The organism is Paucilactobacillus vaccinostercus DSM 20634 (assembly GCF_001436295.1).
Taxonomy (GTDB): Bacteria; Bacillota; Bacilli; order Lactobacillales; family Lactobacillaceae; genus Paucilactobacillus; species Paucilactobacillus vaccinostercus.
Genome location: NZ_AYYY01000006.1, coordinates 93,281 through 119,651 on the forward strand (window position 1 = coordinate 93,281; position 26,371 = coordinate 119,651).

Genomic DNA, 26,371 nt, shown 5'->3' on the forward strand with positions numbered 1-26,371 from the left:
CATGGCGTTAGATTTAAAACAGTATATTGCAAGCATTCCCGACTATCCAGAAAAGGGGATTGTGTTTCGTGATATTTCGCCACTAATGGCTGACGGAGCTGCTTACACCGAAGCAACTAATCAGATTGTTAGTTATGCGCGTGAAAGAAATGTTGAAATGATCGTTGGCCCTGAAGCCCGTGGCTTTATTGTTGGTTGCCCAGTGGCTTATGAATTAGGCGTTGGATTTGCACCGGCGCGTAAAAAAGGAAAGCTACCCAATGAAACGATTAGTGCTTCGTATAGTTTGGAATACGGCACTGCCGAACTGCAATTACAACGGGCAGCCATTAAACCTGGACAACGTGTGCTGGTGACGGACGATTTACTTGCGACTGGTGGGACTATTTCGGCTACCATTGAAATGGTAGAAGCACTTGGCGGAATTGTTGTCGGAACAGCATTTATTATTGAATTAACAGATTTAAAAGGTCGCGATAAGTTGAAGGATTACGATATCTTATCATTGCTTAAATACTAGTAATTTAGACAAAAAAGAGTTTCCAACACGATAATTGCTTAGTGTTGGAAACTCTTTTTTAAAAAGCTTTACCAGTGTATTCGTTAGCTGGTAATTGTTCGAAATTGTATGTTGCCAGTTCATCAATCGAAGTTGTGTAGTAGTGGGCTGATTGACTGACCATCAAATTAAGTTGTTCATCAAGTTCTTGCAATAAAATAATGGGCTTATTAGAATGGTAAGCGTAACCCAGTTCAAATGCGGTTCCACTATCAAGGTTGGCGTGTTCAAAGTCGGCAATTGCAACGACTACATCACATTTATCAACTTCAGCAACATCCTTAGTGAAAATAGCTTTAGCCCATTCCGGTGAACCTGCATTTTCAGTATCGTCGTTTTCATCAGATAACCGAGGGCTGAATACAAATCCGGCGGTTGGATTTGTGGTTAACGCTTTTTCAACCTTACTGATACGTTCAATTTGTTCGTCGCTAAAAAATGGTCCTGCAAGATAAATTCTTTTCATCATGACACTCCTTGTCGTTAATGTTTTAATTGTAACGGATATAGGGGAGTGATACAAACGTAATTTAGCAATTAATTCAGGAGGAGTTATAAAAATGGTTTTCCTATTGATTATCGCAATAATTGTTTTAATTCTGAGCATTTTTTATTTAATGAATTCATGGCAACAGTACGGAACTTGGGTCTGGCCGACAATTATGATTGTTGTCAGTGTCCTAGTGACCGGATATGCTGCTTGGAACTTACCTTTTTGGCATCAAAGTAGCAACGATAAGGCGACCTCATCTGTTTCCACCAGCCAAACAACGGCTAGTTCAGTTTCGTCATCCTCATTTTCTCAACCTGGGCAAGGTGGTCTTACTGGTCAAACCAGTCAACAGTCACAAACGACAATGGAGCAAAATGTACTATCCCAGATGAAGAAAAATTATCAAAGCATTGGTGGTGTCACGTTTGATAGCGACACAAAGACATATAAAATCTTACCCACAGATGATAATACTGTGAAGGCTTTGAATTACATTGCTAAGAACCCAAGCAAAGCCTCGGAGGCGGGCTGGTCATCCTTTACCAAGAACTTGACTAAAACGTCCACTCAACTAAAAAAGGCTATCGGCAGTGGGTACTCAATTAGTATTCAACAACCCGATCATGATGATCAGGCAATGTTTACCGTTAAAGATGGGAAAACGACGTATGATATTGCAACACAAAAATAAAAAGCATCCAGCGGGATGCTTTTTTTGCACAACGTTATTTTTTCAGCTGACGGTAGAGACCGTAACTGAGGACTAGTCCAATAATCAGGCTCAGGAGGGTAATGACTGTTGGTCCGCACCAGAAATTGAACTGTTGAATGTGATTATAAAGGAAAATACCGATTAACCACCACCCAAAATTGACGATAATGGGTAATCGATGGGGCAAGATGAAATAAGTTGTGAAAACAATGCTAAATAGAGGTGTGAAGACTGCTCCAATTGTGTAAAGAAAGCTTTGGTATGCCGAGAGTGAAACCATTAAGGCGATGATCAAACCGATAATGGTAATGATGACGCCAAGAAGCTTGATCCGATGAACCTGAGTAATATTTGCAATATTCGTGGCTGCAGAATAGGCATCCATGAAGGTAGTTGTGACCGTTGAAAAAACGATAATTAGCAGCGCTACCAGACCGAGGCTGGAATGTGCGAGAACGGTTGTAAAATCAGTGCTCTTAGTCATTAAAACGCTGGATAGTCCGATTAGAAACATGACACAGCTTCCGATAAAGTAACCGCTGATGCTTACAAAGCTGGCCTTCACGGGTGCTTGCGTTTTTTGCGTATAGTCCCCAATCAGAGGGAGCCATGACAGCGCCATAGTGACGTTTAGCTCGACTGCCGCACCAAAACCTAATGGTGAAAGTGTTGTGGCGTGAGCGTGGTAGGTACTCGTCATGACAGTAAAAATTAAGATGACTGCACCAATTGCTAGGAGAATGACAATTAAGTTGTTGACGCGGAATAACCAATTATGATCAAGGACGAGCCAAAGAACAATGAGGGCAGCCACAATTACGGCCATCACGACGGGGGAGTGAAAGTGAAACAGCCGCTGACTAATGGCGTTCATTGCGATTTGAGCATTTACGATCATTACTGCGGTCCAACCGAGTAGTTGAATCGCATTTAGAAGTGAAAATAACGTCACACCCCAGTGACCAAAGGCGGTGTCCGTTACTTCGATTGCACTTTTGGATTGACGTGCTGAGATATAACCTGCTGGAAATAGAAATAAGACACAGCCGATTAGATGACCGAGGATGATAGCCGTGATGCCCATTGTCCACCCTAACGGTGCCAGTAAAGTACCTGTAACAATTTCTGCAATGGAAATTGCTGCTCCTAGCCAGAGTAAAAACAGGCCACTTAATTTTGTGTTTCCCATGAAAAAATCCTCCCAAAATAATTTGTATCAACGACTAATGGTAACGTTTGACGGCCGGAAAATCAATTCCACAGTATGTTTTGGTTCAGTCGCCGTGGTAAGATAGAACGTGATAAATTAAAAGGCAGGATGAACATGATGGACATTTATTTAAAACAGGCGATTGAACATGTTATCGACCGTAACTTTGGCGATCCAATCTACTCGCAGGTTGGACTGGATCTTAATAATATCAATATTCGCGAATACTTAAGCAAAAAAATTCAAAAAATTTCTTCGGCGCAAACGAAGACTGGGACGTTAAAGCAAGATTCGACAATGGCGCAATTAGTAGCACAGGTAACCGACAACTTCACGGATACGAGCAGTAAGATTGTGAGACATTGGTATGAAACCTATGTTCAAAGTGAAGACGCACCAGGCGCAGATGCATTTGTGGTGTTATTTGAAAAGGATACGGAGATGTATGTGGCCTTTTTAAAGGTTAATTACCATGAAGCGTTTACCCATCTAGTAGGGGATGCAGACGGAAAAATCGCCAACGACTTAATTATTCATCAATCGATTTTGGCAGGGAAGACCCAACGCCCAGATGAAGGATTTACGGTTAAAATTTCGGACAATACCTATGAACTGATTGAAAAAAAATATACTTTTTCAGGCGAAAAAATGGAATATCTTTCAAATCGAGTAATTGAAAGTGAGCCAGTCGCTTCGCTAGACGATAATGTTAAGACTGTCAAAAAAGTGGCAGAAAAAGTAGCTAAGAGTTTTGACATTCCCAAGTTTGATGTCGTCAATAACGTTAAAGATGCCATTCATGAAACGATTGCTAGTGATGGTGAAATTGACACCCAACAGGTCGCACAGACCGTTTTCAGTGATAACATCTCAGCAAAAGCGGAATTTGAAAGTGCCATTCATGAGAAGCTACCAGACTCAAAAATTCCGGTCACGAAGGAAGTTCAGGAAATTGCAATCAAGAAGTACGGCAAACAGAAACTAAAGCTATCTAACGGCATTGAAATGACCATTCCTTTGGATGTCTATCAGGATCCCAATTTGATCGAATTTGTCAATAATCCGGATGGAACAATCTCGGTAACCATCAAAAATGTGGAAGAGGTTATTAGTCGGCTATAATTTTTTATTGAATGTCATGACCGATTAAACTAAGATAGTAAAAAACAATAAAGAGGCGTCGTGATGGATAATTACCGTATTGAAGAAGATACTTTGGGCCCCGTTAAAATTCCTGTAAATGCATTATGGGGACCCCAGACACAACGGAGTTTGACCAATTTTAAAGCTGGCTCACCAATGCCTTTGGCACTGATTAAGTCATTATTGCAACTTAAGAAAGCAGCCGCGCAAGCCAACTTAGCGCTTAATAATTTAGCTCAGGAAAAAGCCAATGCCATTATTACAGCAGTAGATCGACTATTAGCACAAGATGATGACGAGTTGCAGCAGCATTTTCCGCTCGTGGTCTACCAAACAGGTTCTGGTACGCAAACCAACATGAATGTCAATGAGGTGATTAGTCATGTTGCCATGCAAGTCGTCCCGACGGTGGAAGTCTTACCCAATGATGATGTTAATTGTGGTCAAAGTTCAAACGATATTTTTCCAACTGCGATGAATATTACGGCGATTGAAGCCCTGCAACGGCTTCAAGATTCTTTAGAACATTTAATACAGCTACTGGATGCCAAACAAAAAGAATTTTGGCAAGTTGTCAAAATTGGACGGACCCATTTGCAGGATGCAACACCGTTAACCTTTGGCCAAGAGGTTAGTGGTTGGAAGAGTGCCCTGGTGGATGATCGCGATTATATTAACCAGTTACAGCCTACCTTGTATCGCCTTGCGATCGGGGGGACTGCCGTCGGAACTGGTTTAAATGCAATTCCAGGGTTTAAAGAACAAATTGCTCAACAGGTGAGCCAGTTGTATGGTGTACCATTCACGGCGGAGACAAATAAGTTTGCGGGGCTTGCCAATCATTCGGGACTCAACGCTGTTCATGGTGCATTGAAAACACTAGCCAGTGACCTATTAAAGGTGGCCAATGATGTTCGTTTTCTCGCTAGTGGTCCGCGTGCAGGATATGATGAATTAAATATTCCTGCTAATGAACCAGGCTCTTCAATCATGCCGGGAAAGGTTAATCCAACGCAAGCAGAAGCCATCACGATGGCAGCAACTAGGGTGATCGGCAATGATGTGACGATTTCTTTAGCGGCAAGTCAGGGAAATTTTGAGATGAATGTTTATAAACCGGTGATCATTAGTTCGTTTTTAGAATCAACGGATTTATTAACCGAAACAATGATCAGCTTTGCTGATAAAATGATTGCTGGTCTCAGTGTTAATCAGGAGCGGATGACTGCCTTGGTTGACCAGTCATTGATGACGGTAACGGCCTTGTCGCCCCACATTGGTTATCATAATAGTGCGACAATCGCGCAACAGGCCCAAAAGAAGGGCTGGTCGCTGAAGCAAGCAGCATTAGATTCAGGATTAGTCACGGAATCACAATTTGATGAGTGGGTTGATCCGTTAAAGATGACCAATATTGGGGAGGAAAATTAAAATGGGTGAAAAATTTGTGTTTGAGTCAACGCCGTTGGAGCAATTAGAAACGAAATACGATGTCATTATTATTGGATCTGGTGGTACTGGATTGACCAGTGCGATTCAAGCATATGAACTCGGATTGTCACCAGTGATTCTTGAAAAGATGCCCAAAATCGGGGGTAACACGACGCGAGCATCATCAGGAATGAATGCGGCTGAAACGAGTGTACAGCTTCAGCACCAGATTGTTGATAGCATGGATGACTTCTACCAAGAGACGTATGATGGTGGCGGTAAACGCAATAATCCGGCGATGCTGCGTTACTTCACGCAACACGGTGCTTTAGCGATTGACTGGCTTGCGGCACACAATATCGTCCTTGATGATTTAACAATTACTGGCGGTATGTCGACAATGAGAACTCACCGACCAAGTTCAATGGCCCCAATTGGTGGCTTTTTAGTAACCGAGTTGTTGAAGCAGGTGGCGAAAAACCAAATTCCGTTATTTACAGGTGTCAAAGTTGATCAAATCTTGACGGACGATGACGGCAAAGTGATCGGCATTCAAGCAACCACCAGCCAGAAAACTGTTGAATTACATGCTTCTGCAGTTATCCTTGCGACCGGTGGATTTGGTGCTAGTCAAGAAATTATTACCAAGTACCGGCCAGATTTAGGCGGGTACAACACTACGAATCAGCCGGGAGCAACTGGTGATGGATTACAGCTTGCGCAGGCTGTAGGCGCTGATTTGGTGGATATGGATCAGGTTCAGGTTCACCCCACCGTTCAGCAAGATACTGATCATGCCTTCCTAATTGGTGAAGCTGTTCGTGGTGAAGGGGCAATTTTGGTTAACCAGGCAGGCCAACGGTTCGTAAATGAGTTAGATACGCGTAAAAATGTAACGGCGGCCATTGATGGTTTAAATGGAACGGGAGCCTACCTGATTTTTGACCGTGCAATTCGGGACCGGGTCAAAGCGGTTGAATTTTATGATCATATTGGATTAGTGAAAACGGCTACCTCACTTGAAGAACTTGCAGGATTAGCTGATATAACAACAGATGAGTTGGTCAAAACTGTGGCCGATTGGAATCAGGCTGTTTCGCAGCACGTTGACCAGGTGTATGGCCGCAAGACTGGAATGGATCGGGCCATTGACCAAGGGCCGTTTTATGCAATCCATATTGCGCCGGCGATTCATTACACCATGGGTGGTATTAAAATTAATGAAAAAACGCAGGTCATCAATACCGATGGGCAGATCATCGCCGGGCTGTTTGCAGCGGGTGAAGTGGCTGGTGGCTTACATGGAAACAATCGAATTGGTGGTAATTCAATTGCTGAAACGGTCATTTTTGGCCGGCAAGCAGGGCAACAGGTTTTTAGCTATTTAAATTAAAAAGATTAATCACTTGATATATGATTAAAGAGTGCGGTGATACCAATCATCAGCACTCCTTTTTTATGCAGTGGCATGGTGATCTGATCTATGCTCTTTTTTAGTTAATTAGTGATAACTCTTTTTCTTTGAATGAATTTGCGTTACAATGAGATTGTAAACGATTACACAAGCCTTTTAGAAAGAGAGTGACCATTATGAAAGTTGTTATTGTTGGTTGTACCCATGCAGGCACGGCGGCTGCAAATCAGATTCTTTCAGCCCATCCTGAAACTGAAGTTACGATTTACGAGCGAAACGATAATGTATCGTTTTTATCATGTGGAATAGCGCTTTATCTAGGAGGTGAGGTTAAAGATCCGCAAGGACTATTTTATTCGAGTCCGGATGCTTTAACAAAATTGGGTGCTCGTGTGTGCATGCAACATGATGTGACTGAAATCGATGCTGTTAATAAACAAATAAAAGTTACCGACTTGGTCACTGGAGAATCGAAGTCTGATTCATATGATAAGTTAATTGTAACGACGGGGTCGTGGCCTGTAATACCACCGATTGAGGGGATTGACGGAAAACATGTTTACCTCTGCAAGAATTATGATCATGCTAAGAAGTTATTTGAACACGCAAAAAAGGCACAACGCATTGTTGTGATTGGCGGTGGCTATATTGGGGTTGAACTGGTTGAAGCCTATAACAAAAAGGGTCATGATGTGACACTAATTGATGGATTGCCTAGAATGTTGAGCAAATATTTTGATCATGAATATACAGATCGACTTGCAACTGACTTTGCTGACCAAGGTGTTAAGCTGGCGCTTGATCGGACGGTAACTTCATTTGAAGATACTGACGACGGTGTAACAGTGCACACGAGTAATGGTGATTATGATGCTGAAATGGCGATTCTATGTATTGGATTCCGACCAAATACTGATCTGTTCAAGGGGCTAGTCGCAATGAATCGAGACGGCTCGATCAAAACAAATGACTATATGCAGACTTCGAATCCAGACATTTTTGGTGCCGGAGACGCGGTGGCAGTTCACTATAATCCGACTCATAAGGATGCGTATATACCATTGGCAACTAATGCGGTGCGGCAAGGAACATTGGTAGGAATCAATATTTTTGAACCAACTGTGAAGTATATGGGAACTCAGTCTTCATCAGGATTGAAACTATATGATCAGACGTTAGTGTCATCTGGTATGACACTTGAGCATGCACTCAGTGAAGGCTTTGATGCTGATAGTGTGACTATTGAAGATAATTATCGGCCAGAATTTATGCCATCAACGACACCTGTCTTAATGACATTGGTATGGGACAAGAAGACCCGTAAAATTCTGGGTGCACAATTAATGAGTCGCCACGATGTCTCTCAATCCGCTAATTTAATTTCTGTATGTATTCAAAATGAAAATACGATTGATTTTTTGGCGTTTGTGGATATGCTTTTCCAACCACAATTCGATCGCCCATTTAACTATTTAAACTTGCTTGGTCAAGCAGCAGTGGCAAAAGCAAATCAGAATTAGGTTTGTTAAAAAAACACGTCATAATACTAGGATTAGATTCCTAAAATTATGGCGTGTTTTTATCTGATAGTGACTAGGCGGACTGCTCCGTGATCAGTTTGTCAGCTTCGCTATAGTAATTACCTTGGCGAAGTGCAATATCCAGATCATCCAATAAATCAATATCGTCATCTGTTTCAACATTATAAACAATAAATCGTTTACGATTACGGCGGGCAGCAGTTTGCCAAAATTGCAATAATTGCCGGTCCGTGTTTCGACCGTTCAGACCAAACTTGATTTCACGGGTTTGTAAAATAAAAGGTGCGACAACGTCGAAATTGGTAATTTGGTCAACAGCATCTAGACTAACTTGAATGCCATGTTGACGATAATTTTCTGCCTGTGCAATCAGTAAATTTATTTGTTTAAGCGATTTACCTAGTGTAATCTCAATTCGTAAGTTACGTGGGTATATTTGATGTTGCAAGTTAATTAAAGCATCAGAGATAACAACGTTGGTAAACTGGGATTGCGTGCAATTAATCGCAACTGATGGGAGCTTAGTTTGGAATTCTGGGTCGAGTGATCGAATCAGGTTGAGCAAATTAAGTTGATTAACAATTTGACAGTGTTGATATTGATTATTCGTCTTTTTAAAGACCATCAGTTCAGTACTGGTGAGCGCATTGTTATAAATATTCAGTTGAGGTTGCTTGAAAAAACAGTACAAGTTTGAAAACCTCCTAATGAGCGTTGGTCATACTAAGGTGTAGATTCAATATAGGCTATATACGGATAAAAGTATAGTACAACGAGACGTAGAAAGAAAAAATCTTAAAAAATAATGATTCAAGTGATAAAAAGTGAGATTTTAAAAATAAATTTAGTAGAAAAATGGAATAATTAATCCCCTTACATTATATTACAAGTAGATATTAACGCAAAGAGATTGACGGACCAAATACGATCATCGAATTTTGAGGGGGATGGGGTTAATGTTACAAAGTGTTGAAAAAAATGAACGACGGACTAAGCTTAAAAAATATCGGGGGATTTTGCTCGCACGAATCTCCAATAATGTTTTACTACACGATCATTTGACAGTTGGTACACATAACCCTGGAGAACACAGGGACACATGCACAGCTTGTCAGGAGTATTTAAAGGATAAGAAAGAATTTGACATGGTTGGCGAGTTATTAGCCTGTCATGAGACACCCACGAATATTGATTATAGTGCCACGCCGAAACATTATTTTTATGTCATTGAAGATACACGGCAAAATCACTATGTTATTCGTGCGTATAATAAGGAACATGCGCTATCATTATTAGAAGATGTGGATGGTTTCGTACTCGCACGCCATCCGGAGCAAATTTCCAAAAAAGAAGCGTTAGATTTAGTGATTAAGTATGAGGGGCAGGCCTCTGAGAAACAGATTGTTCAGTATTTACGTGAGAATGAATACTATGTGGGACCGATAATGAGCAACTTGCACGTCTCACTAGTCGCAAATTATTAAAATAGCAATGAAAATGGGGTGATCGCGAATTGGCGACCATCCCATTAGTTTTAGGAATGTTTAATTCTCAGTTTGATTTGACACTCTGGACAGATCCCGTAGACTTCAACGTGGTTACCTGAAACCATGTATCCGGATTGTTCTGCAGCTTTGGCTTCCAATTCTTGTTCAACGTCATGAAAGCCATCGTAGGAAATATCAGTAATTTTCCCACAATTAGTACAAATTGCATGGTAGTGGTGATGCTCAAAGTAATCGTAATGCGTACTGCCATCACCGTTTTGAAGTTCAATTACGATTCCGTGGTCGACAAACGTGTTCAACGTATTGTAGATGGTAGCAGGGCCTAGATTAGGTAATTCCTTATTCAGCCCTTCTCGGATCATTTCGACTGATGGATGATTATGATGGCTTGCCAGGTAGGCTAAAATGATATGCCGTTGCGCTGTAATCCGAAGATGATGATCCTTCAGAACTTGCCGAGTTTGTTCAATAATATCATTTGATGCCACAAGCGATCTTCCTTTCATTAAGTAACCAATTTATTATACCTATTAAATCACGTTTTGACAATAAAAGCTAACCCCGTGCATTCTCTTTTTGTATAGGGGATGTATGAGCCATTAGTGACGATAGTAACGCTGGACAATCAGGATTAGTAAAAATAGCAGTAGGCCAATGCCTGATACTAGAATAGAAATCGTTAGAAATGGGGATTGATAAACAAGGTGAATCGTGTGGTGACCGCGACTAACAGGAATGCCAATGAAGCCGGTATTGATTTTTGGCAGCGTATGATGATCGCCTACTAAATGCCATCCCTTTGAATACGGAATTGTGGTGGCTAGTATTGTTTTGTGGTGGGCGGTGTAGGTGGCAGTAACGCTATTTTTACCTAATTTAATGTTTTGAGCAGCAGTATTTTTACTGATTGCCTGATCCACACTCTTGCCGGTCGGAACCGCCCATAATGAGAGATCAAATGATGTCGATCCGGTCGCTGGCAAAGTGAGCGTGAGAGAATTACTATCCTCGTTAGTTGAGACAATTGTTCCCAAATTGAGGGTGGTCGAAGAACGTGGTGTGTAAAAAGATAAATCGTTACTACCGGTTTGTTCGAATTCGTTGGAGATGCCGTTGTAGTTAACCCCGATATTAAATTCGCCAGTTGACGCCGAGTAACTCATTGCATTTTTGCGTAGCCAGTTCAAATTGTACAGTTGTGGATTATATCTTAAATCAGTTTCTTGGCCTGCCATCATAATATCTTGATTATGAGATGCAATGTAATAATCAAGAGCATCTTTATGCCGCTGCTTAAAAGTACCAGCGCGGTAGGTAATATTTGTCAGTTGGGCATGTAGTTCGTAACCTTTAATGGACTTATCAGGATTCCATGTCACAATTGTAGGTGTTAAATCAGTTGTTGGAGTATGCACCTTAATGTGTTGGACCACCGAAAATTGATTGGCATTGGTTGGTAAGACGGCCGTTTTAAGTTGTTGGACCTGTTTGATTAGTTTAGTTGCAGGATTGGCGTGAAGGTGATTTGTGACGATATTGGTCAACAATGCAGCCTCTTTTTGAGAGGCCGAAAGTTGTTTGAATTGTTTGGTTGACATTACTCCGGAGGCCTGATAGATCAGAGGCATCGTCGAATTAGCCGTATATTCTTGTTGGTTATTTACGGCGGTTCCCGTCGCTTCATAACCGGCAGGCACTAATAAATCATCGCTATTGAGAAATAGCCGATTAACACCCAGAAAGCGTAATAGGAGTGCTCGATTGTCAACGGTGTTGGTGGTATCGTTGGGATTACTCGTGTTATTTTCTAGTGCTTGATTAAATGAATTAACGGCAGCATTTTGTAGCGACCAATAACTGTTAATATTATGCGTTCTGGCTAAGATTGGAAGGTTATCCGCTGGTGATTTATCCGTATATGACCGTAGTTGGCCATCAATTAAAGAGCGTTGGTCATGATCACTGCCGGTTTGAGCATAGGCCTGCTGTGTTTGAGTGAGCTGGTGGGCAGTGCGGCTTGAAATCAACGTTGAAGATTTATCAGAGAACTGATTAGTGTGACGATCGCGCATCATAATCACACCGTTGAGACCCGTTAAACATAGTAATGTAATCGCCAGAATTTTTGGTGGCAGTTGTTTGTGTGCGGGCATATTGAACATCAGGAGAATCGAAACTATTGTAAAATAGAGAACCATTACGCTCCCAAGATCGAAGGTGAATTTAAATTTATTACCTGCAAAAAGGCTGAGTAAAATCGCGAAGGCAATGATCGTAAACCAGATAAAATCTGCACGAACAAGCTCTGTAACGTGCTCTAGCATATGCATGACGGCGATCGCAATCGGGAGCATCAAAAGGAAAGTCCAACGGTTAGAAGGTGAAGAGCCACCATTCATTAAGGCCGCCAAAATGGGTGAAATGAGAATAATACCACCTAGACTCAGAACTAAATTGAGCGTTAAATAACGTCGAAAGCGCCGTAACGTCCAAACCGAAGCCATGATACCGATCACTAAAATCCCACCGGTTACCCAATAGGGGCGGGCGTAGTTGCTGACAGCAAGGCCGGGTAGTGTGAGGTAATAGGAGAGCGGATACCAAGTCATGCCATTTGCTAACTGGCTAGATGAACGGGTGGCTACTGATAATTGGTAAAGGGAAGGAATAAAAAGCAGGGAACTGATGAAAACGCCACCAAGAACGCTCAAGACCAAGTGGATGTTGAGCCGCCATTGCCGCCATTTTCGTTTTGTAATCATCAAAATCAACCAATAAAGTGCCAGGCCTAATCCGGTAATGGCGCCAAGGTAGAAATTGTTAAATAGTGTCCAGGCCGTCATAATCGTAAGTGTTCCCATTTTACGGGTTGCTAATGCGCGATGAAGAGCACAAACTAGTAACGGCGTAATAATGAGTGGATTAAGAAAGAATGGGTGTGCAAAAGCAACGTACGCGCTATATCCCGAAAATAAGTAAACGAACGTGGCGGTCAATATAATCCAGTTTTTGGTTCGATGGCCGATATGATTGATACAAAAAATGAATGCACCGCCAGCAAGGAAAAGGCGCACAACCACCATTACGGAATAATAAGCTACCATCGAAGATTCGCGGAAAAAAATAGCTGGATAGGTGAAAATATCGCCCATGACATAGTATGATAAAGTTTGGATGGTATCTTGACCAAGCCCCATGTTCCAATTCCACTGTGCCCACCACTGATGGTTGATGATGAGGTGCCGTAGCATTCGGCGCCAGTAAACCAATGCTGGATAATGCTGCGTGATGCCATCTGAATTCCAGATTAATGTTGAACCCGTTAGTGGGATAATAGCGAAAATGAAAATGCTTGTAATTGCAAAGCAACACAGATATTGTAGGTAGATGTTAGTTTTTAACTTGTTGATTAAATGAGTCATCGTAAAAAATCCTTACGTTCTATTTATAAGTTGATAGTCACCTTTTATTGTAACATGTGGCAGTAGGGAAAGAAGTGAAACAAATCTTAAAAGTTAAATTTGAAGCTTAATGTCATTAATAAATTAGGTATAATTAATGCTAACAGAAGATTTTAGGGGGATTATTGGACAGTGGCAAATCAAAAAGAGCTTAGTGTCACCTTGCCTGTAAATTTAGTGGATGAGTTAAATATTCAAGACGGTGAGGAATTGGAAGCCGTTGTGAAAAACAAACGGTTAATTTTGCAAACAACAAATGATAGCGATCATCGGTCTCGACGGGAATTTTTATGGTCACTGGGCGTGGCACTATTAAGTGGGATTATTTTTTTACTTTATTTTTGCGTGAAAGACCAACGACAAGTACCGTTGAGTGGGGGGTATTCGATTTCTAGTGCCATTATTATTTTCGGCGTGGTATTGGGAATGGTGCTATTTAGCGCTTTTTTTATCAAGGCACGGCAAAAATCTGACAATCGAACGCTCAAAAATATATATTGGCGTAATTTTCCGACCATTATTCTAGCTGTCGGGTTAATTCTCGCACTGAGTTTACTGGGGATCTTTTGGGTATTTGAACTCATTTTTCCGGATATCTCATTTGATCCCGTTACATCGTCATTATTTGTGTTGATTTTTTGCTTTTTCATTAATTACATGATGATTCAAGCGGCAGGAATTATTTCGCCATTTGCACTAACCACCGTTTTTACAATTGTGATTATTAGTGGTGTTATTATTTCGATGGTGACCAATGGTAATCGACACTGGTGGGAATATAACCTGAGCTTTTTGGGCACGGACTTAGCCCATAATGCTTGGCAATTTAATTTGACGCTGATTATTTCAGCACTAATTATGATTGTTTTAGTAGATTACCTATTTGTGTCGCTAGGGCCTAATTATCGAAGCTGGCGACTTTTAATTTTACGTGGATTATTGACGTTAACCGCCGTGTGCCTGGGGTCAATTGGTATTTTTACGAATAATCAGCGGTTCCACTTTATTCACGATCAAATTGCAAGTAGCTTGGCTTACCTAGTGTTAGCGATGATTATTGGGATTAAGTGGATGCTGCCACAGATTTCACGAGAATTTCAAGTGTTTTCTTACGTCATGGGAATTATTCTGGTAGCTGTCAGCTTGGCATTTAAACCGATCGATTACTTGTCATTAACGGGATTTGAAATGTTATCTTTTTTTGCAGTTTTTGGCTGGATTTTATTGCTTTTTCAAAATCTGCAGTTCTTGGCAGAGCCAACGCAACAAAAAGTAATTGTGCGTATATCAACGAAACATTAAATTTGGTATGATATTGGCAACGAAATGATGGAGGTTTCGAATTTGAAACTAAGTAAAAAACAAGTAATTGGTTATGGCTGTTTAGTATTGGTCATTGTTGCAACGTTGATTTATCCACAGTCAGCCCTAAAGTTAATTACAAAAAGTATGGGCGTTGTATTTCCAATCATACTCGGAGCAGCGTTAGCCTACGTTCTGAACTTGTTGTGCTCACGATTGGAACAGTGGTATTTTCCTAAATCGCGGCTTAAAATTGTGCGTGTAACTCGCCGTCCTGTGTCGATTTTGCTGACTTTTGTACTGGTTCTGTTGGTTTTGTTTGGTGTATTAAGATTGGTATTGCCTCAATTTGCGAATGCCTTGAGTGAATTTTTTGAATCGGTACCCAAAGTTGTCACGCGATTGGCAGCGTGGATTCAAAGCACGGACCAATTCCCATTAATTCAAAAAAAGATTAGCACGACACAGATTGATTGGACGAGCATCCAGTCTAAAGTAATGAAATATTTTACAACCGGTATCAGTGGTGTGCTCGGATCGACGATTACAATCTTTAGCAAAGTAACCAGTGGGGTTGTTAACTTTGTGTTAGCGGTCACGTTTGCAATTTATATTCTAATTAGTAAAGAAAAACTCGGAACAAATATTAAACGGGTGGGTCATGCGTTTTTGAGTGACCGTGTGATGCGGAAGCTAAAGTATTATTTGGCAACAATTAACCAGTGTTTCTCGAGCTTTATTATCGGCCAGATTACTGAAGCATTCGTTCTGGGAACACTTTGTATCGTTGGAATGTTGATTTTTAGATTCCCATATGCAGTCTCGATTGGTGCATTCGTGGGGATGATGGCTTTGATTCCCATCTTTGGAGCCTGGATTGGGGCGGGGGTCGGATTCTTATTGATTGTCGTGGATTCACCGTTCAAAGCGGTGCTGTTCATTGTCTTTATTTTAGTACTACAGCAGATTGAAGGAAATTTAATTTATCCCAAGGTCGTTGGTACGTCAATTGGGCTACCAGGAATATGGGTGTTAGCTGCAATTACGATTGGTAGTGGTATCAGTGGTATTTTGGGGATGTTGCTTGGTGTCCCAGTAGCGGCAACGTTATACAAATTACTGAAGGATGCTACAAACCAGCGCTTATCGAATAAATGAGAAATTTGTGCGGAATTTTTAATATTCCGCATTTTTTTTGATCTGAAAACGGTTAATAAAGGTAAAAAAGTTTTTTTTTCTCAAAAACATGATATATTAGTCTAGGTTTTGGATAAGTAGTAACTAACTTGAGGGAGGGTTTGCGATCGTTTTTTAATTTGGTTAAAAAACAGGAACAGCGTAATTGATATAACTTTAAACATGTTTAATTAAAAAAAGTAAACGGGTTTAAAGTTACATGAATTAGTTCATCCAAGTTTAAATCTACTGATTCACCGAATTTCTAACTCAATAGAAAAGAGGCTTTTCAGATGAAAAATAATGAACACAACAATGGCTTAGTGCATACAATTGATACCGACAGCAAAAGTCTAGATGAGATTAATGGTAGCATTCGAGTGCCGCAAAATGCCGGTTTTTGGAAGACCCTGCTGGCTTATACCGGGCCGGGCATCTTAATTGCGGTTGGGTATATGGATCCAGGTAACTGGGTAACTTCGATTGCCGGTGGTGCGCAGTTTAAGTATCGGTTGCTGGCGGTTATCTTAATTTCATCGTTGATTGCGATGATGCTTCAAGCAATGTCATCGAAGCTCGGCATTGTGACGGGGAAAGATCTAGCTCAAATTACGGGGGAAAGAACTAATAAGCCCGTGAGGCTAGGACTATGGATGGTTGCTGAGTTGGCTATTATGGCAACCGACGTGGCTGAAATTATTGGTTCAGGGATTGCGTTACAATTACTGTTCAAGATTCCGCTGTTAATTGGGATTTTGATCACTGCAGCGGATGTCTTGTTACTACTATTGCTTATGAAGATGGGATTCCGCAAAATTGAAGCAATTGTGGCGACTTTAGTTGCTGTAATCGTGTTGGTTTTTGCGTATGAAGTCATTTTGTCACAACCAAGTATGTCAGGGATTTTAAAGGGTTATGTCCCAACCGGAAGTATTATCACAAACCATTCAATGTTGTACTTATCACTCGGGATTGTTGGGGCGACCGTAATGCCGCATGATCTATACTTAGGATCTTCGATTTCACAAACGCGTGAAATCGACCGATCCAACGCCAAAAACGTTGCTAAGGCGATTAAATTTACAACTTTAGACTCCAGTATTCAATTAACAGTGGCTTTTGTGGTGAATAGTTTGCTATTGATTTTGGGAGCAGCACTGTTTTATGGGACTGACAGTTCACTTGGACGTTTTGCGGACCTGTTTCATGCACTAAGTGATAGCCAAATTGTTGGTGCAATTGCTAGTCCAATGTTGAGTATGTTATTTGCAATTGCATTGCTTGCTTCCGGTCAGAGTTCCACGATTACTGGCACGCTTTCCGGACAAATTGTTATGGAAGGGTTTGTTCGCCTCAAGGTACCACTTTGGGTCCAACGGTTGATTACCCGGTTGTTATCTGTAACGCCAGTATTAATTTTTGCGATTTATTATCATGGTGACGAAGGTAAAATTGAAAATCTACTTACATTTTCACAGGTGTTCTTGAGCATTGCGTTACCATTTGCGATTATTCCATTAGTTATTTTCACGAGTAGCAAGAAAATTATGGGGCAGTTTGCGAATGGTAGTTTACTGAAGATTCTTTCGTGGATTGCGACAATTGTATTGATTGGATTAAATGTTTATTTATTACTACAAACAATTGGACTGATTAAGTAAAGTAAAAGGGCTGATTCAATACGAATCAGTCCTTTTTACATACATGGAATATTAGTTTGTAACAGCTTCATTGTCCTGAATAATGTCTTCCTTGCAATGGATCAGGGCCGTTAAAAAGTCGCAGTAGGGCGTTGGAACGCCATATTTCTGACCTTTCCGTGAAATAGCACCGTTAATATAGTCAATTTCTGTTGTCCGATGGTTTTTGATTAGATCTTGATACATCGATGGGTAATGATGACCGATTGTGTTTGGATCATAGCAATTTTCAACGTGTGACACAATTTCGGCAACATCTAGTTCAATGTTTTCGTGACGAGCAACCGCCGCGAATTCGTTAACAATGGTAGTTACTAGTTGATGTGCGGGAGTCGTCTTACCAAATGTGGTCATATTTACTTCAAGCAATGTACAAAGGCCGTTCATCGTACCATTAACACAAGCTTTTCGGTAAATCGAATAGTGAATGTTATCTGTATACTGCGCGTTCAATCCCGCTTCGGACAAGCAAGCAGCTAAAATTTCAGCGTCTGACTCATTTCCCGCAACCAAATTTTGTAGCGAAACGCTCCCACTACCGAATGATTGGGTATGACCGGGGCCAACAAGGCTTGCCGTCCACATTGTATTCCCAAGGAAGATGTTTTTCTTGGGGACATATTTTTCAATGATGTCTTCATGGCCGATACCATTGAGGAGACAAAGAATTTTAGTATGGTCTTTAATAATTGGTTTGATATCCTGAAGCATTTGATCCAGTTGCATAGATTTCGTGAAGACGATGATTAAATCCATCGCCATGTTTTGTGTAACTTCTTTTGGGAACATGACTGGAATTTGAGTTGTATAGGTATCCTTATCAAGGGTTACTTTTAAGCCGTGTTCTTTAATAGCTGCAACATGTGCTGGCCAACCGTCAATAAGCGTAACATCATTTCCGGCCTGTTGAAGTACAAAGCCAAATCGGCTGCCTAACGCACCGGCACCTGCAATTGCAATTTTCATGGTAGTGACCTCCAGTCTTTAGTATGTGCAACCATGAGCATATCTCTATCACAATCATAATACTGGTAACCTAGGAATGGAATTAATATGGGAGCTTCCTTATCAACTTCTAATAGATTTCACATTTTATAGACTAACTATTATCAAGTGTCTGTTAAAGATTAAGTGTCTGCTTAAAATTGATTAAATGTAGAATAAATACCACAATAATTAAGAACTTATCTGACGATCTTCGATTTGTAAGTTGTCTTCGAGAACTTCACCGTCGTCAGATAGAGATAGTAGATGATAGCGAGCGTTAAAATCAATTTTGAGATTCGATCCAAAGAAACGGGCTGAGTATCCCTTGACGTGAATTGGGCCGAGGTCAGACGGCATTGAAAGATCATAATCGTCCATTGGCATTCCTTTGGAAATCAGCACGAGCTTAAATGAAATTTGAAGTGCTTCTAACCCGTGTGGTGAGTACGGACCAACACCATCGTCGTAGTTAAGGAGAATAAGGGTATCTGGACGTAATTTAGGTGAAATAATACTTTGAGCACTTGTCGAAATAGTAAGTTTCATTTTAAAAGCCTCCAATAGCGTGAACTTAATTTAGTGTCAGTATAACGCTTTAAAGACTGGGATCATAAATTTTCGTCTCGCGACTCTAAAACGAGGGTAAGTGGGTTAGATTTTAACTATCAGGACAATAAAATATGATATGATAGAAAAAAATGTTAGGAGTTTATGCATGACAGAACTATATTTAATTCGTCACGGACAAACGACTGGGAATGTGATGGGGATTAATCAAGGAACAACCAATACCGCCATTGCGTATTTGAACGATCACGGTCGCCAACAAATTCAGCAGCTGCAGCAACATTTTGATATTCGCTTTGCAGATCAGCTTATCACCAGTCCACTTGTAAGAACGCAACAGACAGCGCAGATCTTGAATCAGGCCGCTGATTTAACGGTTAGCGAGGATTCACGACTACTAGAAATTTCGTATGGACAGTGGGATGGACGAAAGAAAGTTGACCTCCAGGCTGAGTATCCGACACTTTTTTGTGCGGATACTGGAGATGTGGTGCCAGAGTACGCGAAGGTTGCGGCCGGTGAACGCTTTACGGATGTAGAGAAACGGGTTAGCGATTTTATGGTTGATATTTTTCGACGCTTTCCAGATCAAAAGATTATCGTGGTTACACACGGGTTCACTATTCGCAGTTTTGTGGTTGCCGCTATGCATGTTCAAGATCCATTTGCGATCCCTGAACCAGATAATGGTAGTGTTACGAAGCTGACCATTATTCCGGAGAATGGTCGGAGAATGTTGAATTACTACAACCGAATTTATTAGGAGACTACTGTGAGTAATAGTAAGATTATTAAGGCATTATCATATCTGTCAATTACGTTTGCACCATTACTGGTACCGTTGATTATCTGGATTTTGAGCCAATCAGCATCGTCAGTCCAATATCATGCACGGCGAGCATTTTTTCTGCATTTATGGCCGGTAATACTAACGGTTGGAGCGTTAATTGTAATTGGTGTAACGGGAGTTACAACGAATGATGTGTTTAGCACGAGTGCAGTATCGTTGTTATTGCTAGGAGTGATTGCAGTAATTGATGTTGTGCTATACATTTATAACTTAGTATACGGAATTAGGGTCTTGTTTGAGTAAAAAAACGCCTGTGCAAATTGCACAGGCGTTTAATTTTCACTTGGCCCTTGTTAGTTTAATGCCATCCTTACGATAGGCCCACAGAACGACAAGCAGGTTGATGATAACAAGGAGGGTCGTCATCAAGAATACATAACGATAATCTAAAATTCCGGCAACTCCTGAGGCCAGCATGGGACCAATAACAGAGCCAATAGCTTGGAATGACTGATTGTAACTAAAAATACGACTGATTGCACTGGTGGGCGTATCGAGTGTCATAACGGTTTGCGTAACGGGCAACAATGCGGCATCGGCGATACCAACGAAAAAGCGAAGGATCCCGAGCATCAGGACAGTAGTCGTAAAGAACATGGGTGTAAAGGCTAAACCTGAAAGTAATAATCCGCCAATTAGGACCTTTTGCGGGCCAATATGATCTCCTAACGATCCCAAACGTGGTGCTGAGAGTAAAGTTGCGATTCCCGGCATTGCGGCCACCACGCCGCTGGCAAAGGCAATGTTACCTTGATTGTGCATCAGCTCTTTAACAAATAAACTGATGATGGGATTGATAGAGTTGGTAGCCGCTTGGATTAGCATCGATGAAATAATCATGGCCCATACGACATGAATCTGCTTAATTCCGGCAAAGGCACTTTCTGTCTGATGATGGTCATCTTTAGGTAGTGGCACAAAATTTTCCTTAACGCCGAATAATGTAATTAAGGTCGCGAGTAACATAAATGCGCCAAACAGGAAAAAAGGAATTCGATAACCAAAGATACCGGCAATGGCGCCGCCAATGATGGGACCGATGAGTTGCCCACCGACGTTGCCTGTTGTCAGGGTTCCCATGACGCGACCACTTTGTTCCTGAGGTACTTCGCTTGCAACCAATGCGTATGCGTTGTTAATATATCCGGAGAACGCTCCTTGAATTAAGCGTAGCAAAATTAGAACCCAGACATTAGGAGATAGGCCGGTTAGTGTAGCGGTGATGGTCATGGCCGCCGCCGCACGTAAGAGCATCGGCTTTCTACCAGTTCGATCCGCCAGCTTTCCCCAGAGTGGAGATACAATTGCCTGGCTCAGAAATGTAACTGAAAATGCGATGCCGGCGTACAATGTGAGCTCCCACTTTGGAAAATTGTCCATTGTACTGATAAACAGAGGTAAAAAGGGAAGGCTCATGCTTGCTCCGGCGCCGGTTGCAAAGTTTCCGAACCAGAGTGCATACATATTCTTCTTCCATTGTGGTGCGTTTGATAATTGAGACATGTTAATTCACTCCGAACTTTTATTAAAAACACTAGTTATTATACGCTGAGCAGATCATAAGTAAACCAGGTGTGAGAGTTCGATCATCGTTGCGAAAAATCAAAAGAAGTTCATGATTTGACAAATTCCAGATACAATAACTGCTAGACTGATGAGTTGAAAACGAATACAATTTAGGTAGTGTGGAAGTTTTCGCAAAGTTTGGGGGATGCAGGTATGGCTAAATTTACACCGTTTCCGGTAATTGAATCTAGTTTGCATATGTTTGGTGGTCACCTGCGAACGGTGGCCGGCGGATGGACTTTCTTTGAGCAAAAACATCAAGCATTTGAATTGATGTGCGTGATCGACGGTCATCAAACGACACAGATTAAGAATCAAACACCGGTTACGTATGGGCCAGGGGATATCATTATTATTTCTCCTGGAACTTTACACGTTAATTTTAATGCTAGTAAGCGAGAGAGCATGACCTATTGCTGCATTCATTTCAATATCGAAAGTTTGAAATTAAGAGCTGAAATTATTCGTGACATTGCGAATATTGCGATTCATGCGGATAATGAGTTAGCAAAAGTAGCTGTGACGACGATGCAGGAAATGCTCACATACACGAATAAGAGCGACTTAAGCCGGGAAGAACGGGATTTAAAAATTGAAATTACATTCTATAATTTTTTAATTCAGATCATTCACAGTCTCCCCGAATTTAGTAGCAAGAGTACGTCAAAGTACACTGAAAGGGAGGCACAGGTCGCACGCTCAATGGCTGCAATGATTGAAAACGGGATTGAAAATGAAGAGCCCGAATCATTAAACGTGGGGACAATTTGTCAGTCTTTAAACATCAGTACAGGGTATGGACACCGCGTTTTTCGGAAGGTATATGGGAGTACGCCGCTACACTTCATTGAGGAACAAAAGTATAGTAAGGCCAAAATGCTGCTTGGAATTCCGGATTATTCGATTGAGGAAGTTGCCTACATGACGGGTTTTAACAGCCTGTCTAATTTCAGTAAGCAATTTAAAAAATGGTCGAATTTAACACCTAGTAAGTATCAACAACAGGTCCTTCATAAACGGGAGGTTCGTGCAATTAAGGACAGCGGATTTTTTGAATAGACATCTCAGGATTCAGCAAAGGCTGAATCCTTTTTAATTAGAGATAAAGTTCACATGCAGTTCACAATTTGACAAAATGTCGTTAGGAATAGCTCTAGACCGAATCGCTGTAAGCGAATACAATTAAGTCATCAACACGAGTTAGGCGAAAAGTAAATCCTGCAGAGTACTTTTTGCTCGTTAGTTGGTTTTAAAAACTAACAAAACTAACAACTGTTTTGATAGCGCTGTCAGGATTTATTACTTTTATCAGCATCACTTTGTTGACATTGAAAGGAAGGTTTGTAATTATGGCGTCAAATCCAAAAACCGAAGCAAATGATGAATTTGCGAAATTATCTTGGCGTGAACGAATTAGTTACGGTGCCGGGGATTTAGCCCAAAACTTAATTTTTGGTACGATTGGTTCAATGCTCTTATTTTATTTAACTACTGTGTACGGAATTTCAGCCGCTGCTGGGGCAACAATTTTCTTAGTTGTTCGGTGGGTTAATGTTTTCTGGGATCCTTGGGTAGGAGCGTTTGTTGATAAACGTAATCCTAAACTAGGTAAATATCGTCCTTACTTAATGTACTTTGGGATTCCATTAACGTTCTTCTGTGCAATGCTATTTTTCCCAATCGCATCTGTTCGTGGAAGTATTCCCTATGCTTTTGTAGCATACCTGTTAACAGCTATGATTTATTCATTCGTTAATATCCCATATGGTGCGTTGAACGCGTCATTAACCCGTGATAACAACGAAGTTTCCACATTGACAACTGTTCGGATGACTGAAGCCAACATTGGTAACCTGTTAGTTTACACTTTCTTACCATTATTTGTTCAGTTAGCTTCTCCAGACAAGGTTTCTAAGGATATTGGATTCTTTGGAATTCACATGAACCTTGGGAACTATGCTTCACCGCATGCTGGGGGCGCATATTTCTTAGTTATGTCAATTTACATGATCATCGGATTTATTCTCTTGATGGTAACCTTCTTTGGTATTAAGGAACGTGTTTTACCTACTAAGGAAGAAACCAGTAAAGTTAAATACAGTGATTTGTTTGGTGAAATTAAGAGAAACAAACCACTTCAAGTTTTGGGAATGTTCTTCTTAATTGGTTTCACATTTATGTTCTTTGGTAATACTGTATGGCCATTTTACATGCAATACAACGTTGGTCACCCAGAATGGATGGCATCAATTGGTTTGATTGGTTCGATTCCAGGGATCTTCTTAGTATTCCTCTGGCCAATCGTTCGTAAACGGATTGGTAAGAAACAATTCTTCTATAGTTTCCTCGTGTTGTTTATTGTTGGATCACTGATTTTGTGGGTATGGTCATTCTCATCATTCAAAAACAGTCCGGTTCTTGGTTATGTTGGCCGTTTCCTACAACAATGGGGCATTACCGCCGCTACTGGTTACATGTGGGCATTGGTTCCAGAAGTTGTTTCTTATGGTGAATGGAAGTCTAAGAAGCGGGTTGCCGCACTTATCAACGCCATCATGGGACTATTCTTCAAGATTGGTTTAGCTTTAGGTGGGATTATTCCCGGCTATATTAACGCCTTCTTCAAGTTTGATGGTACTAAAGCAACCCAAAGTGCTAGTGCACTTCAAGGGATTACTTGGTCAATGATCTGGTTACCAATTATCTTAGCCGTTGTTGCTATTTGGATTATGAGTCGTTACCCATTGAGTGATAAAGACGTTGATAAGATTAACCTTGAAATTAAAGATCGTAAGGCTGAAGGAGAATTATAAAATTAATCGTGTGTAAGAGGAGCAAAGCTTAAAGAACCTAAGTGGGCAAAGTTTGGTTCCTATGTAACACGGTTTGTAACACTTATTTGGAAATGATGTGACACATGATTTCCATTATCAAAATTATTTCAAGAAAGAAAGGACATGCACAATGAAGATTACTAATCCCGTTTTACCAGGCTTTAATGCTGATCCAAGTTTCATTCGGGTTGGCGATACCTACTATATTGCTAATTCGACGTTCGAATGGTTCCCAGGAGTTCGTTTACATGAATCAAAAGACTTAGTCCATTGGAACTTGTTGCCATCACCACTATCAACCACGACACTGCTTGATATGAAGGGTAATCCTTCATCTGGTGGGATCTGGGCACCAGATCTATCGTACGCCGATGGTAAATTCTGGTTGATTTACACCGATGTTAAGATTACTGAAGGTGCCTTCAAAGATATGACCAATTATCTGACCACGGCAACTGACATTCGCGGGCCTTGGAGTGATCCGATTAAAGTTAACGGTGTTGGCTTCGATGCATCATTATTCCACGATGATGACGGACGCAAGTACCTTGTCCAACAAACTTGGGATCACCGTGAGTATCACCACCCATTTGATGGAATTACACTAACTGAATTTGATACCAGCACAATGAAGCTGAAGCCTGAAACGGCTCGGACAATTTATGATGGCACTGAGGTTAAGTTGGTTGAAGGACCACATCTGTATAAGATTAATGGTAGTTACTACCTCTTTGCAGCTCAAGGTGGGACTGTTTGGACCCACGAAGAAGTCGTATCCCGTTCTAAGACGTTGGATGCTCATTCATTTGAGACTGAACCAGATGGACCGTTTATCACTAACTTTGATACACCTGATTCATACATTCAAAAACAGGGGCATGGTGCATTAGCAAGTACGCCAGGTGGTGAATGGTACTATGCTTCATTGATGGGGCGGCCATTAAACCACAAAAACGAATCATCTCATGATCCTCTTGGCTGGTGTACCCTTGGTCGTGAAACATCAATCCAAAAGGTTGAGTGGGATGACGAAGGTTGGCCACGAGTAGTTGGCGGTCATGGTGGTCAAGTTGAGGTCGATGCTCCTAAGGATGCTATTGAAACTGATGCTCCATTGGATCATTCGCGTCATGATGAATTTGATCAAGAAAAGCTTGACTACGATTGGAATACTTTACGAGTACCATTCACAAGTGAAACGGGATCGTATGGGGATGGCCAGTTGAAGCTGGTTGGTCGCAATTCATTGGCAAGTACTTTCGATGTTTCATTCTTAGCTCAAAGATGGCAAGCGTTTAACTTTGACGCAACAACTAAAGTTAAGTTTGATCCATTTACCTATCAACAAATGGCCGGCCTAGCTAACTTCTATAATGATAAACACTGGTCATGGATCTTTATTACCTGGGATGAAAAGAAGGGTCACGTAATTGAAGTTGCTCAAAATGACAACAATAATTACACTTCATTCTTGAAGGATGACGCAATTCAAATTCCAGATGGTACTGAATATGTTTGGTTCCGAACTAAGGTACGGAAACTAGATTATACGTATGAATATTCGTTTGATGGTGAGACATGGCATGCAGTACCGGTAACGTTAGATGCCGCAATCTTGTCAGATGATTACGTATTACAGAATTACGGGGGCTTCTTTACCGGAGCATTCGTTGGTTTAGCCGCTGTCGATTATGCTGGATACGAACAACCAGCTACGTTTGATTTCTTTGATTACAAGGAGCTCGGCGATAAATAGAGGTTGAATTGAAAATGGCTTTCTCCCTAACTGGGGGAAGCCATTTTTTTGTCCGCGAAAATTGTTTGGCGTGTTAAGATAAGGAGAGTAAGCACCCAATAACAAACCGGCTATAATTACGCACTTCAGTGCGATAGAATCACTTTATCAAATATGATGAG

General features: G+C 41.0%; 23 protein-coding genes. 15 read left to right on the forward strand and 8 right to left on the reverse strand.

Features of this window, described 5'->3' with window-relative positions:
* The first annotated feature begins 1 nt into the window (after position 1).
* Positions 2 to 520, forward strand: a complete 519-nt coding sequence (locus tag FC26_RS02300; RefSeq protein ID WP_057777525.1) for an adenine phosphoribosyltransferase — start codon at positions 2 to 4, stop codon at positions 518 to 520.
* 58 nt (positions 521 to 578) lie between these two features.
* Here FC26_RS02300 and FC26_RS02305 read toward each other — a convergent pair whose 3' ends face one another.
* On the reverse strand, positions 579 to 1,028 hold the full coding sequence (locus tag FC26_RS02305) for a nucleoside 2-deoxyribosyltransferase (protein WP_338045547.1): 450 nt from the start codon (positions 1,026 to 1,028) through the stop codon (positions 579 to 581).
* A gap of 91 nt (positions 1,029 to 1,119) precedes the next feature.
* Here FC26_RS02305 and FC26_RS02310 point away from each other — a divergent pair, with 91 nt between their 5' ends.
* Positions 1,120 to 1,743, forward strand: a complete 624-nt coding sequence (locus FC26_RS02310; protein ID WP_057777529.1) for a hypothetical protein — start codon at positions 1,120 to 1,122, stop codon at positions 1,741 to 1,743.
* Positions 1,744 to 1,777: 34 nt separating this feature from the next.
* On the opposite strand, the gene cytX is transcribed toward FC26_RS02310, so the two are convergent.
* Positions 1,778 to 2,953, reverse strand: coding sequence for a putative hydroxymethylpyrimidine transporter CytX (gene cytX, locus FC26_RS02315; protein WP_057777530.1), 1,176 nt, complete (start codon positions 2,951 to 2,953; stop codon positions 1,778 to 1,780).
* A 138-nt stretch (positions 2,954 to 3,091) separates the two neighbouring features.
* On the opposite strand from cytX, the gene FC26_RS02320 reads away from it, so the two are divergent.
* From FC26_RS02320 to FC26_RS02335, 4 genes are all read left to right on the forward strand, one after another.
* Positions 3,092 to 4,096, forward strand: a complete 1,005-nt coding sequence (locus FC26_RS02320; protein WP_057777532.1) for a nucleoid-associated protein — start codon at positions 3,092 to 3,094, stop codon at positions 4,094 to 4,096.
* 63 nt (positions 4,097 to 4,159) lie between these two features.
* Entirely contained in the window at positions 4,160 to 5,548 is a 1,389-nt protein-coding gene (locus tag FC26_RS02325; protein ID WP_057777534.1) for a class II fumarate hydratase, read from the forward strand.
* Between the two features lies 1 nt (position 5,549).
* A complete protein-coding gene (locus FC26_RS02330; protein ID WP_057777536.1) occupies positions 5,550 to 6,941 on the forward strand; it encodes a flavocytochrome c in 1,392 nt (463 codons plus the stop codon).
* A 197-nt stretch (positions 6,942 to 7,138) separates the two neighbouring features.
* On the forward strand, positions 7,139 to 8,482 hold the full coding sequence (locus tag FC26_RS02335; protein ID WP_057777538.1) for an FAD-dependent oxidoreductase: 1,344 nt from the start codon (positions 7,139 to 7,141) through the stop codon (positions 8,480 to 8,482).
* 73 nt (positions 8,483 to 8,555) lie between these two features.
* Here the strand turns inward: FC26_RS02335 and FC26_RS02340 are convergent, their stop codons facing one another.
* Positions 8,556 to 9,194, reverse strand: coding sequence for an EAL domain-containing protein (locus tag FC26_RS02340; RefSeq protein WP_057777540.1), 639 nt, complete (start codon positions 9,192 to 9,194; stop codon positions 8,556 to 8,558).
* Between the two features lie 265 nt (positions 9,195 to 9,459).
* Here FC26_RS02340 and FC26_RS02345 point away from each other — a divergent pair, with 265 nt between their 5' ends.
* A complete protein-coding gene (locus tag FC26_RS02345; RefSeq protein ID WP_057777542.1) occupies positions 9,460 to 9,987 on the forward strand; it encodes a hypothetical protein in 528 nt (175 codons plus the stop codon).
* A gap of 50 nt (positions 9,988 to 10,037) precedes the next feature.
* Here FC26_RS02345 and FC26_RS02350 read toward each other — a convergent pair whose 3' ends face one another.
* Positions 10,038 to 10,517: a Fur family transcriptional regulator gene (locus FC26_RS02350; RefSeq protein WP_057777544.1), complete on the reverse strand. Its 480-nt coding sequence runs from the start codon at positions 10,515 to 10,517 to the stop codon at positions 10,038 to 10,040.
* 93 nt (positions 10,518 to 10,610) lie between these two features.
* Positions 10,611 to 13,433, reverse strand: coding sequence for a YfhO family protein (locus FC26_RS02355; RefSeq protein WP_057777545.1), 2,823 nt, complete (start codon positions 13,431 to 13,433; stop codon positions 10,611 to 10,613).
* Positions 13,434 to 13,604: 171 nt separating this feature from the next.
* Here FC26_RS02355 and FC26_RS02360 point away from each other — a divergent pair, with 171 nt between their 5' ends.
* From FC26_RS02360 to FC26_RS02370, 3 genes are all read left to right on the forward strand, one after another.
* A complete protein-coding gene (locus FC26_RS02360) occupies positions 13,605 to 14,774 on the forward strand; it encodes an AbrB/MazE/SpoVT family DNA-binding domain-containing protein (RefSeq protein WP_057777548.1) in 1,170 nt (389 codons plus the stop codon).
* 42 nt (positions 14,775 to 14,816) lie between these two features.
* Complete coding sequence (locus FC26_RS02365; protein WP_235809456.1) at positions 14,817 to 15,932, forward strand: AI-2E family transporter; 1,116 nt, start codon at positions 14,817 to 14,819, stop codon at positions 15,930 to 15,932.
* Between the two features lie 311 nt (positions 15,933 to 16,243).
* Entirely contained in the window at positions 16,244 to 17,611 is a 1,368-nt protein-coding gene (locus tag FC26_RS02370; protein ID WP_057777552.1) for an Nramp family divalent metal transporter, read from the forward strand.
* Positions 17,612 to 17,662: 51 nt separating this feature from the next.
* Here the strand turns inward: FC26_RS02370 and FC26_RS02375 are convergent, their stop codons facing one another.
* On the reverse strand, positions 17,663 to 18,616 hold the full coding sequence (locus FC26_RS02375; protein WP_057777554.1) for a 2-dehydropantoate 2-reductase: 954 nt from the start codon (positions 18,614 to 18,616) through the stop codon (positions 17,663 to 17,665).
* A gap of 210 nt (positions 18,617 to 18,826) precedes the next feature.
* Positions 18,827 to 19,183: an iron-sulfur cluster biosynthesis family protein gene (locus FC26_RS02380; RefSeq protein WP_057777556.1), complete on the reverse strand. Its 357-nt coding sequence runs from the start codon at positions 19,181 to 19,183 to the stop codon at positions 18,827 to 18,829.
* A 169-nt stretch (positions 19,184 to 19,352) separates the two neighbouring features.
* Here FC26_RS02380 and FC26_RS02385 point away from each other — a divergent pair, with 169 nt between their 5' ends.
* Complete coding sequence (locus FC26_RS02385; RefSeq protein WP_057777558.1) at positions 19,353 to 19,967, forward strand: histidine phosphatase family protein; 615 nt, start codon at positions 19,353 to 19,355, stop codon at positions 19,965 to 19,967.
* A 9-nt stretch (positions 19,968 to 19,976) separates the two neighbouring features.
* A complete protein-coding gene (locus FC26_RS02390) occupies positions 19,977 to 20,297 on the forward strand; it encodes a magnetosome magnetite crystal formation protein family (protein ID WP_057777559.1) in 321 nt (106 codons plus the stop codon).
* 36 nt (positions 20,298 to 20,333) lie between these two features.
* Here the strand turns inward: FC26_RS02390 and FC26_RS02395 are convergent, their stop codons facing one another.
* Entirely contained in the window at positions 20,334 to 21,557 is a 1,224-nt protein-coding gene (locus tag FC26_RS02395; RefSeq protein ID WP_057777561.1) for an MFS transporter, read from the reverse strand.
* 216 nt (positions 21,558 to 21,773) lie between these two features.
* On the opposite strand from FC26_RS02395, the gene FC26_RS02400 reads away from it, so the two are divergent.
* The 3 genes from FC26_RS02400 (at position 21,774) to FC26_RS02410 (ending at position 26,210) form a co-directional block, all read left to right on the forward strand.
* On the forward strand, positions 21,774 to 22,679 hold the full coding sequence (locus FC26_RS02400; protein WP_057777563.1) for an AraC family transcriptional regulator: 906 nt from the start codon (positions 21,774 to 21,776) through the stop codon (positions 22,677 to 22,679).
* Between the two features lie 290 nt (positions 22,680 to 22,969).
* A complete protein-coding gene (locus FC26_RS02405) occupies positions 22,970 to 24,433 on the forward strand; it encodes an MFS transporter (protein ID WP_057777565.1) in 1,464 nt (487 codons plus the stop codon).
* Between the two features lie 151 nt (positions 24,434 to 24,584).
* A complete protein-coding gene (locus FC26_RS02410; RefSeq protein ID WP_057777567.1) occupies positions 24,585 to 26,210 on the forward strand; it encodes a glycoside hydrolase family 43 protein in 1,626 nt (541 codons plus the stop codon).
* Positions 26,211 to 26,371: the final 161 nt, after the last annotated feature.

Bases quoted from the DNA above. Each gene is read 5' to 3' on its own strand.
- FC26_RS02300 (WP_057777525.1), top strand. From the start codon at position 2: ATGGCGTTAGATTTAAAACAGTATATTGCAAGCATTCCCGACTATCCA.
- FC26_RS02305 (WP_338045547.1), bottom strand. From the start codon at position 1,028: ATGATGAAAAGAATTTATCTTGCAGGACCATTTTTTAGCGACGAACAA.
- FC26_RS02310 (WP_057777529.1), top strand. From the start codon at position 1,120: ATGGTTTTCCTATTGATTATCGCAATAATTGTTTTAATTCTGAGCATT.
- cytX (WP_057777530.1), bottom strand. From the start codon at position 2,953: ATGGGAAACACAAAATTAAGTGGCCTGTTTTTACTCTGGCTAGGAGCA.
- FC26_RS02320 (WP_057777532.1), top strand. From the start codon at position 3,092: ATGGACATTTATTTAAAACAGGCGATTGAACATGTTATCGACCGTAAC.
- FC26_RS02325 (WP_057777534.1), top strand. From the start codon at position 4,160: ATGGATAATTACCGTATTGAAGAAGATACTTTGGGCCCCGTTAAAATT.
- FC26_RS02330 (WP_057777536.1), top strand. From the start codon at position 5,550: ATGGGTGAAAAATTTGTGTTTGAGTCAACGCCGTTGGAGCAATTAGAA.
- FC26_RS02335 (WP_057777538.1), top strand. From the start codon at position 7,139: ATGAAAGTTGTTATTGTTGGTTGTACCCATGCAGGCACGGCGGCTGCA.
- FC26_RS02345 (WP_057777542.1), top strand. From the start codon at position 9,460: ATGTTACAAAGTGTTGAAAAAAATGAACGACGGACTAAGCTTAAAAAA.
- FC26_RS02350 (WP_057777544.1), bottom strand. From the start codon at position 10,517: ATGAAAGGAAGATCGCTTGTGGCATCAAATGATATTATTGAACAAACT.
- FC26_RS02355 (WP_057777545.1), bottom strand. From the start codon at position 13,433: ATGACTCATTTAATCAACAAGTTAAAAACTAACATCTACCTACAATAT.
- FC26_RS02370 (WP_057777552.1), top strand. From the start codon at position 16,244: ATGAAAAATAATGAACACAACAATGGCTTAGTGCATACAATTGATACC.
- FC26_RS02375 (WP_057777554.1), bottom strand. From the start codon at position 18,616: ATGAAAATTGCAATTGCAGGTGCCGGTGCGTTAGGCAGCCGATTTGGC.
- FC26_RS02380 (WP_057777556.1), bottom strand. From the start codon at position 19,183: ATGAAACTTACTATTTCGACAAGTGCTCAAAGTATTATTTCACCTAAA.
- FC26_RS02385 (WP_057777558.1), top strand. From the start codon at position 19,353: ATGACAGAACTATATTTAATTCGTCACGGACAAACGACTGGGAATGTG.
- FC26_RS02395 (WP_057777561.1), bottom strand. From the start codon at position 21,557: ATGTCTCAATTATCAAACGCACCACAATGGAAGAAGAATATGTATGCA.
- FC26_RS02400 (WP_057777563.1), top strand. From the start codon at position 21,774: ATGGCTAAATTTACACCGTTTCCGGTAATTGAATCTAGTTTGCATATG.
- FC26_RS02405 (WP_057777565.1), top strand. From the start codon at position 22,970: ATGGCGTCAAATCCAAAAACCGAAGCAAATGATGAATTTGCGAAATTA.
- FC26_RS02410 (WP_057777567.1), top strand. From the start codon at position 24,585: ATGAAGATTACTAATCCCGTTTTACCAGGCTTTAATGCTGATCCAAGT.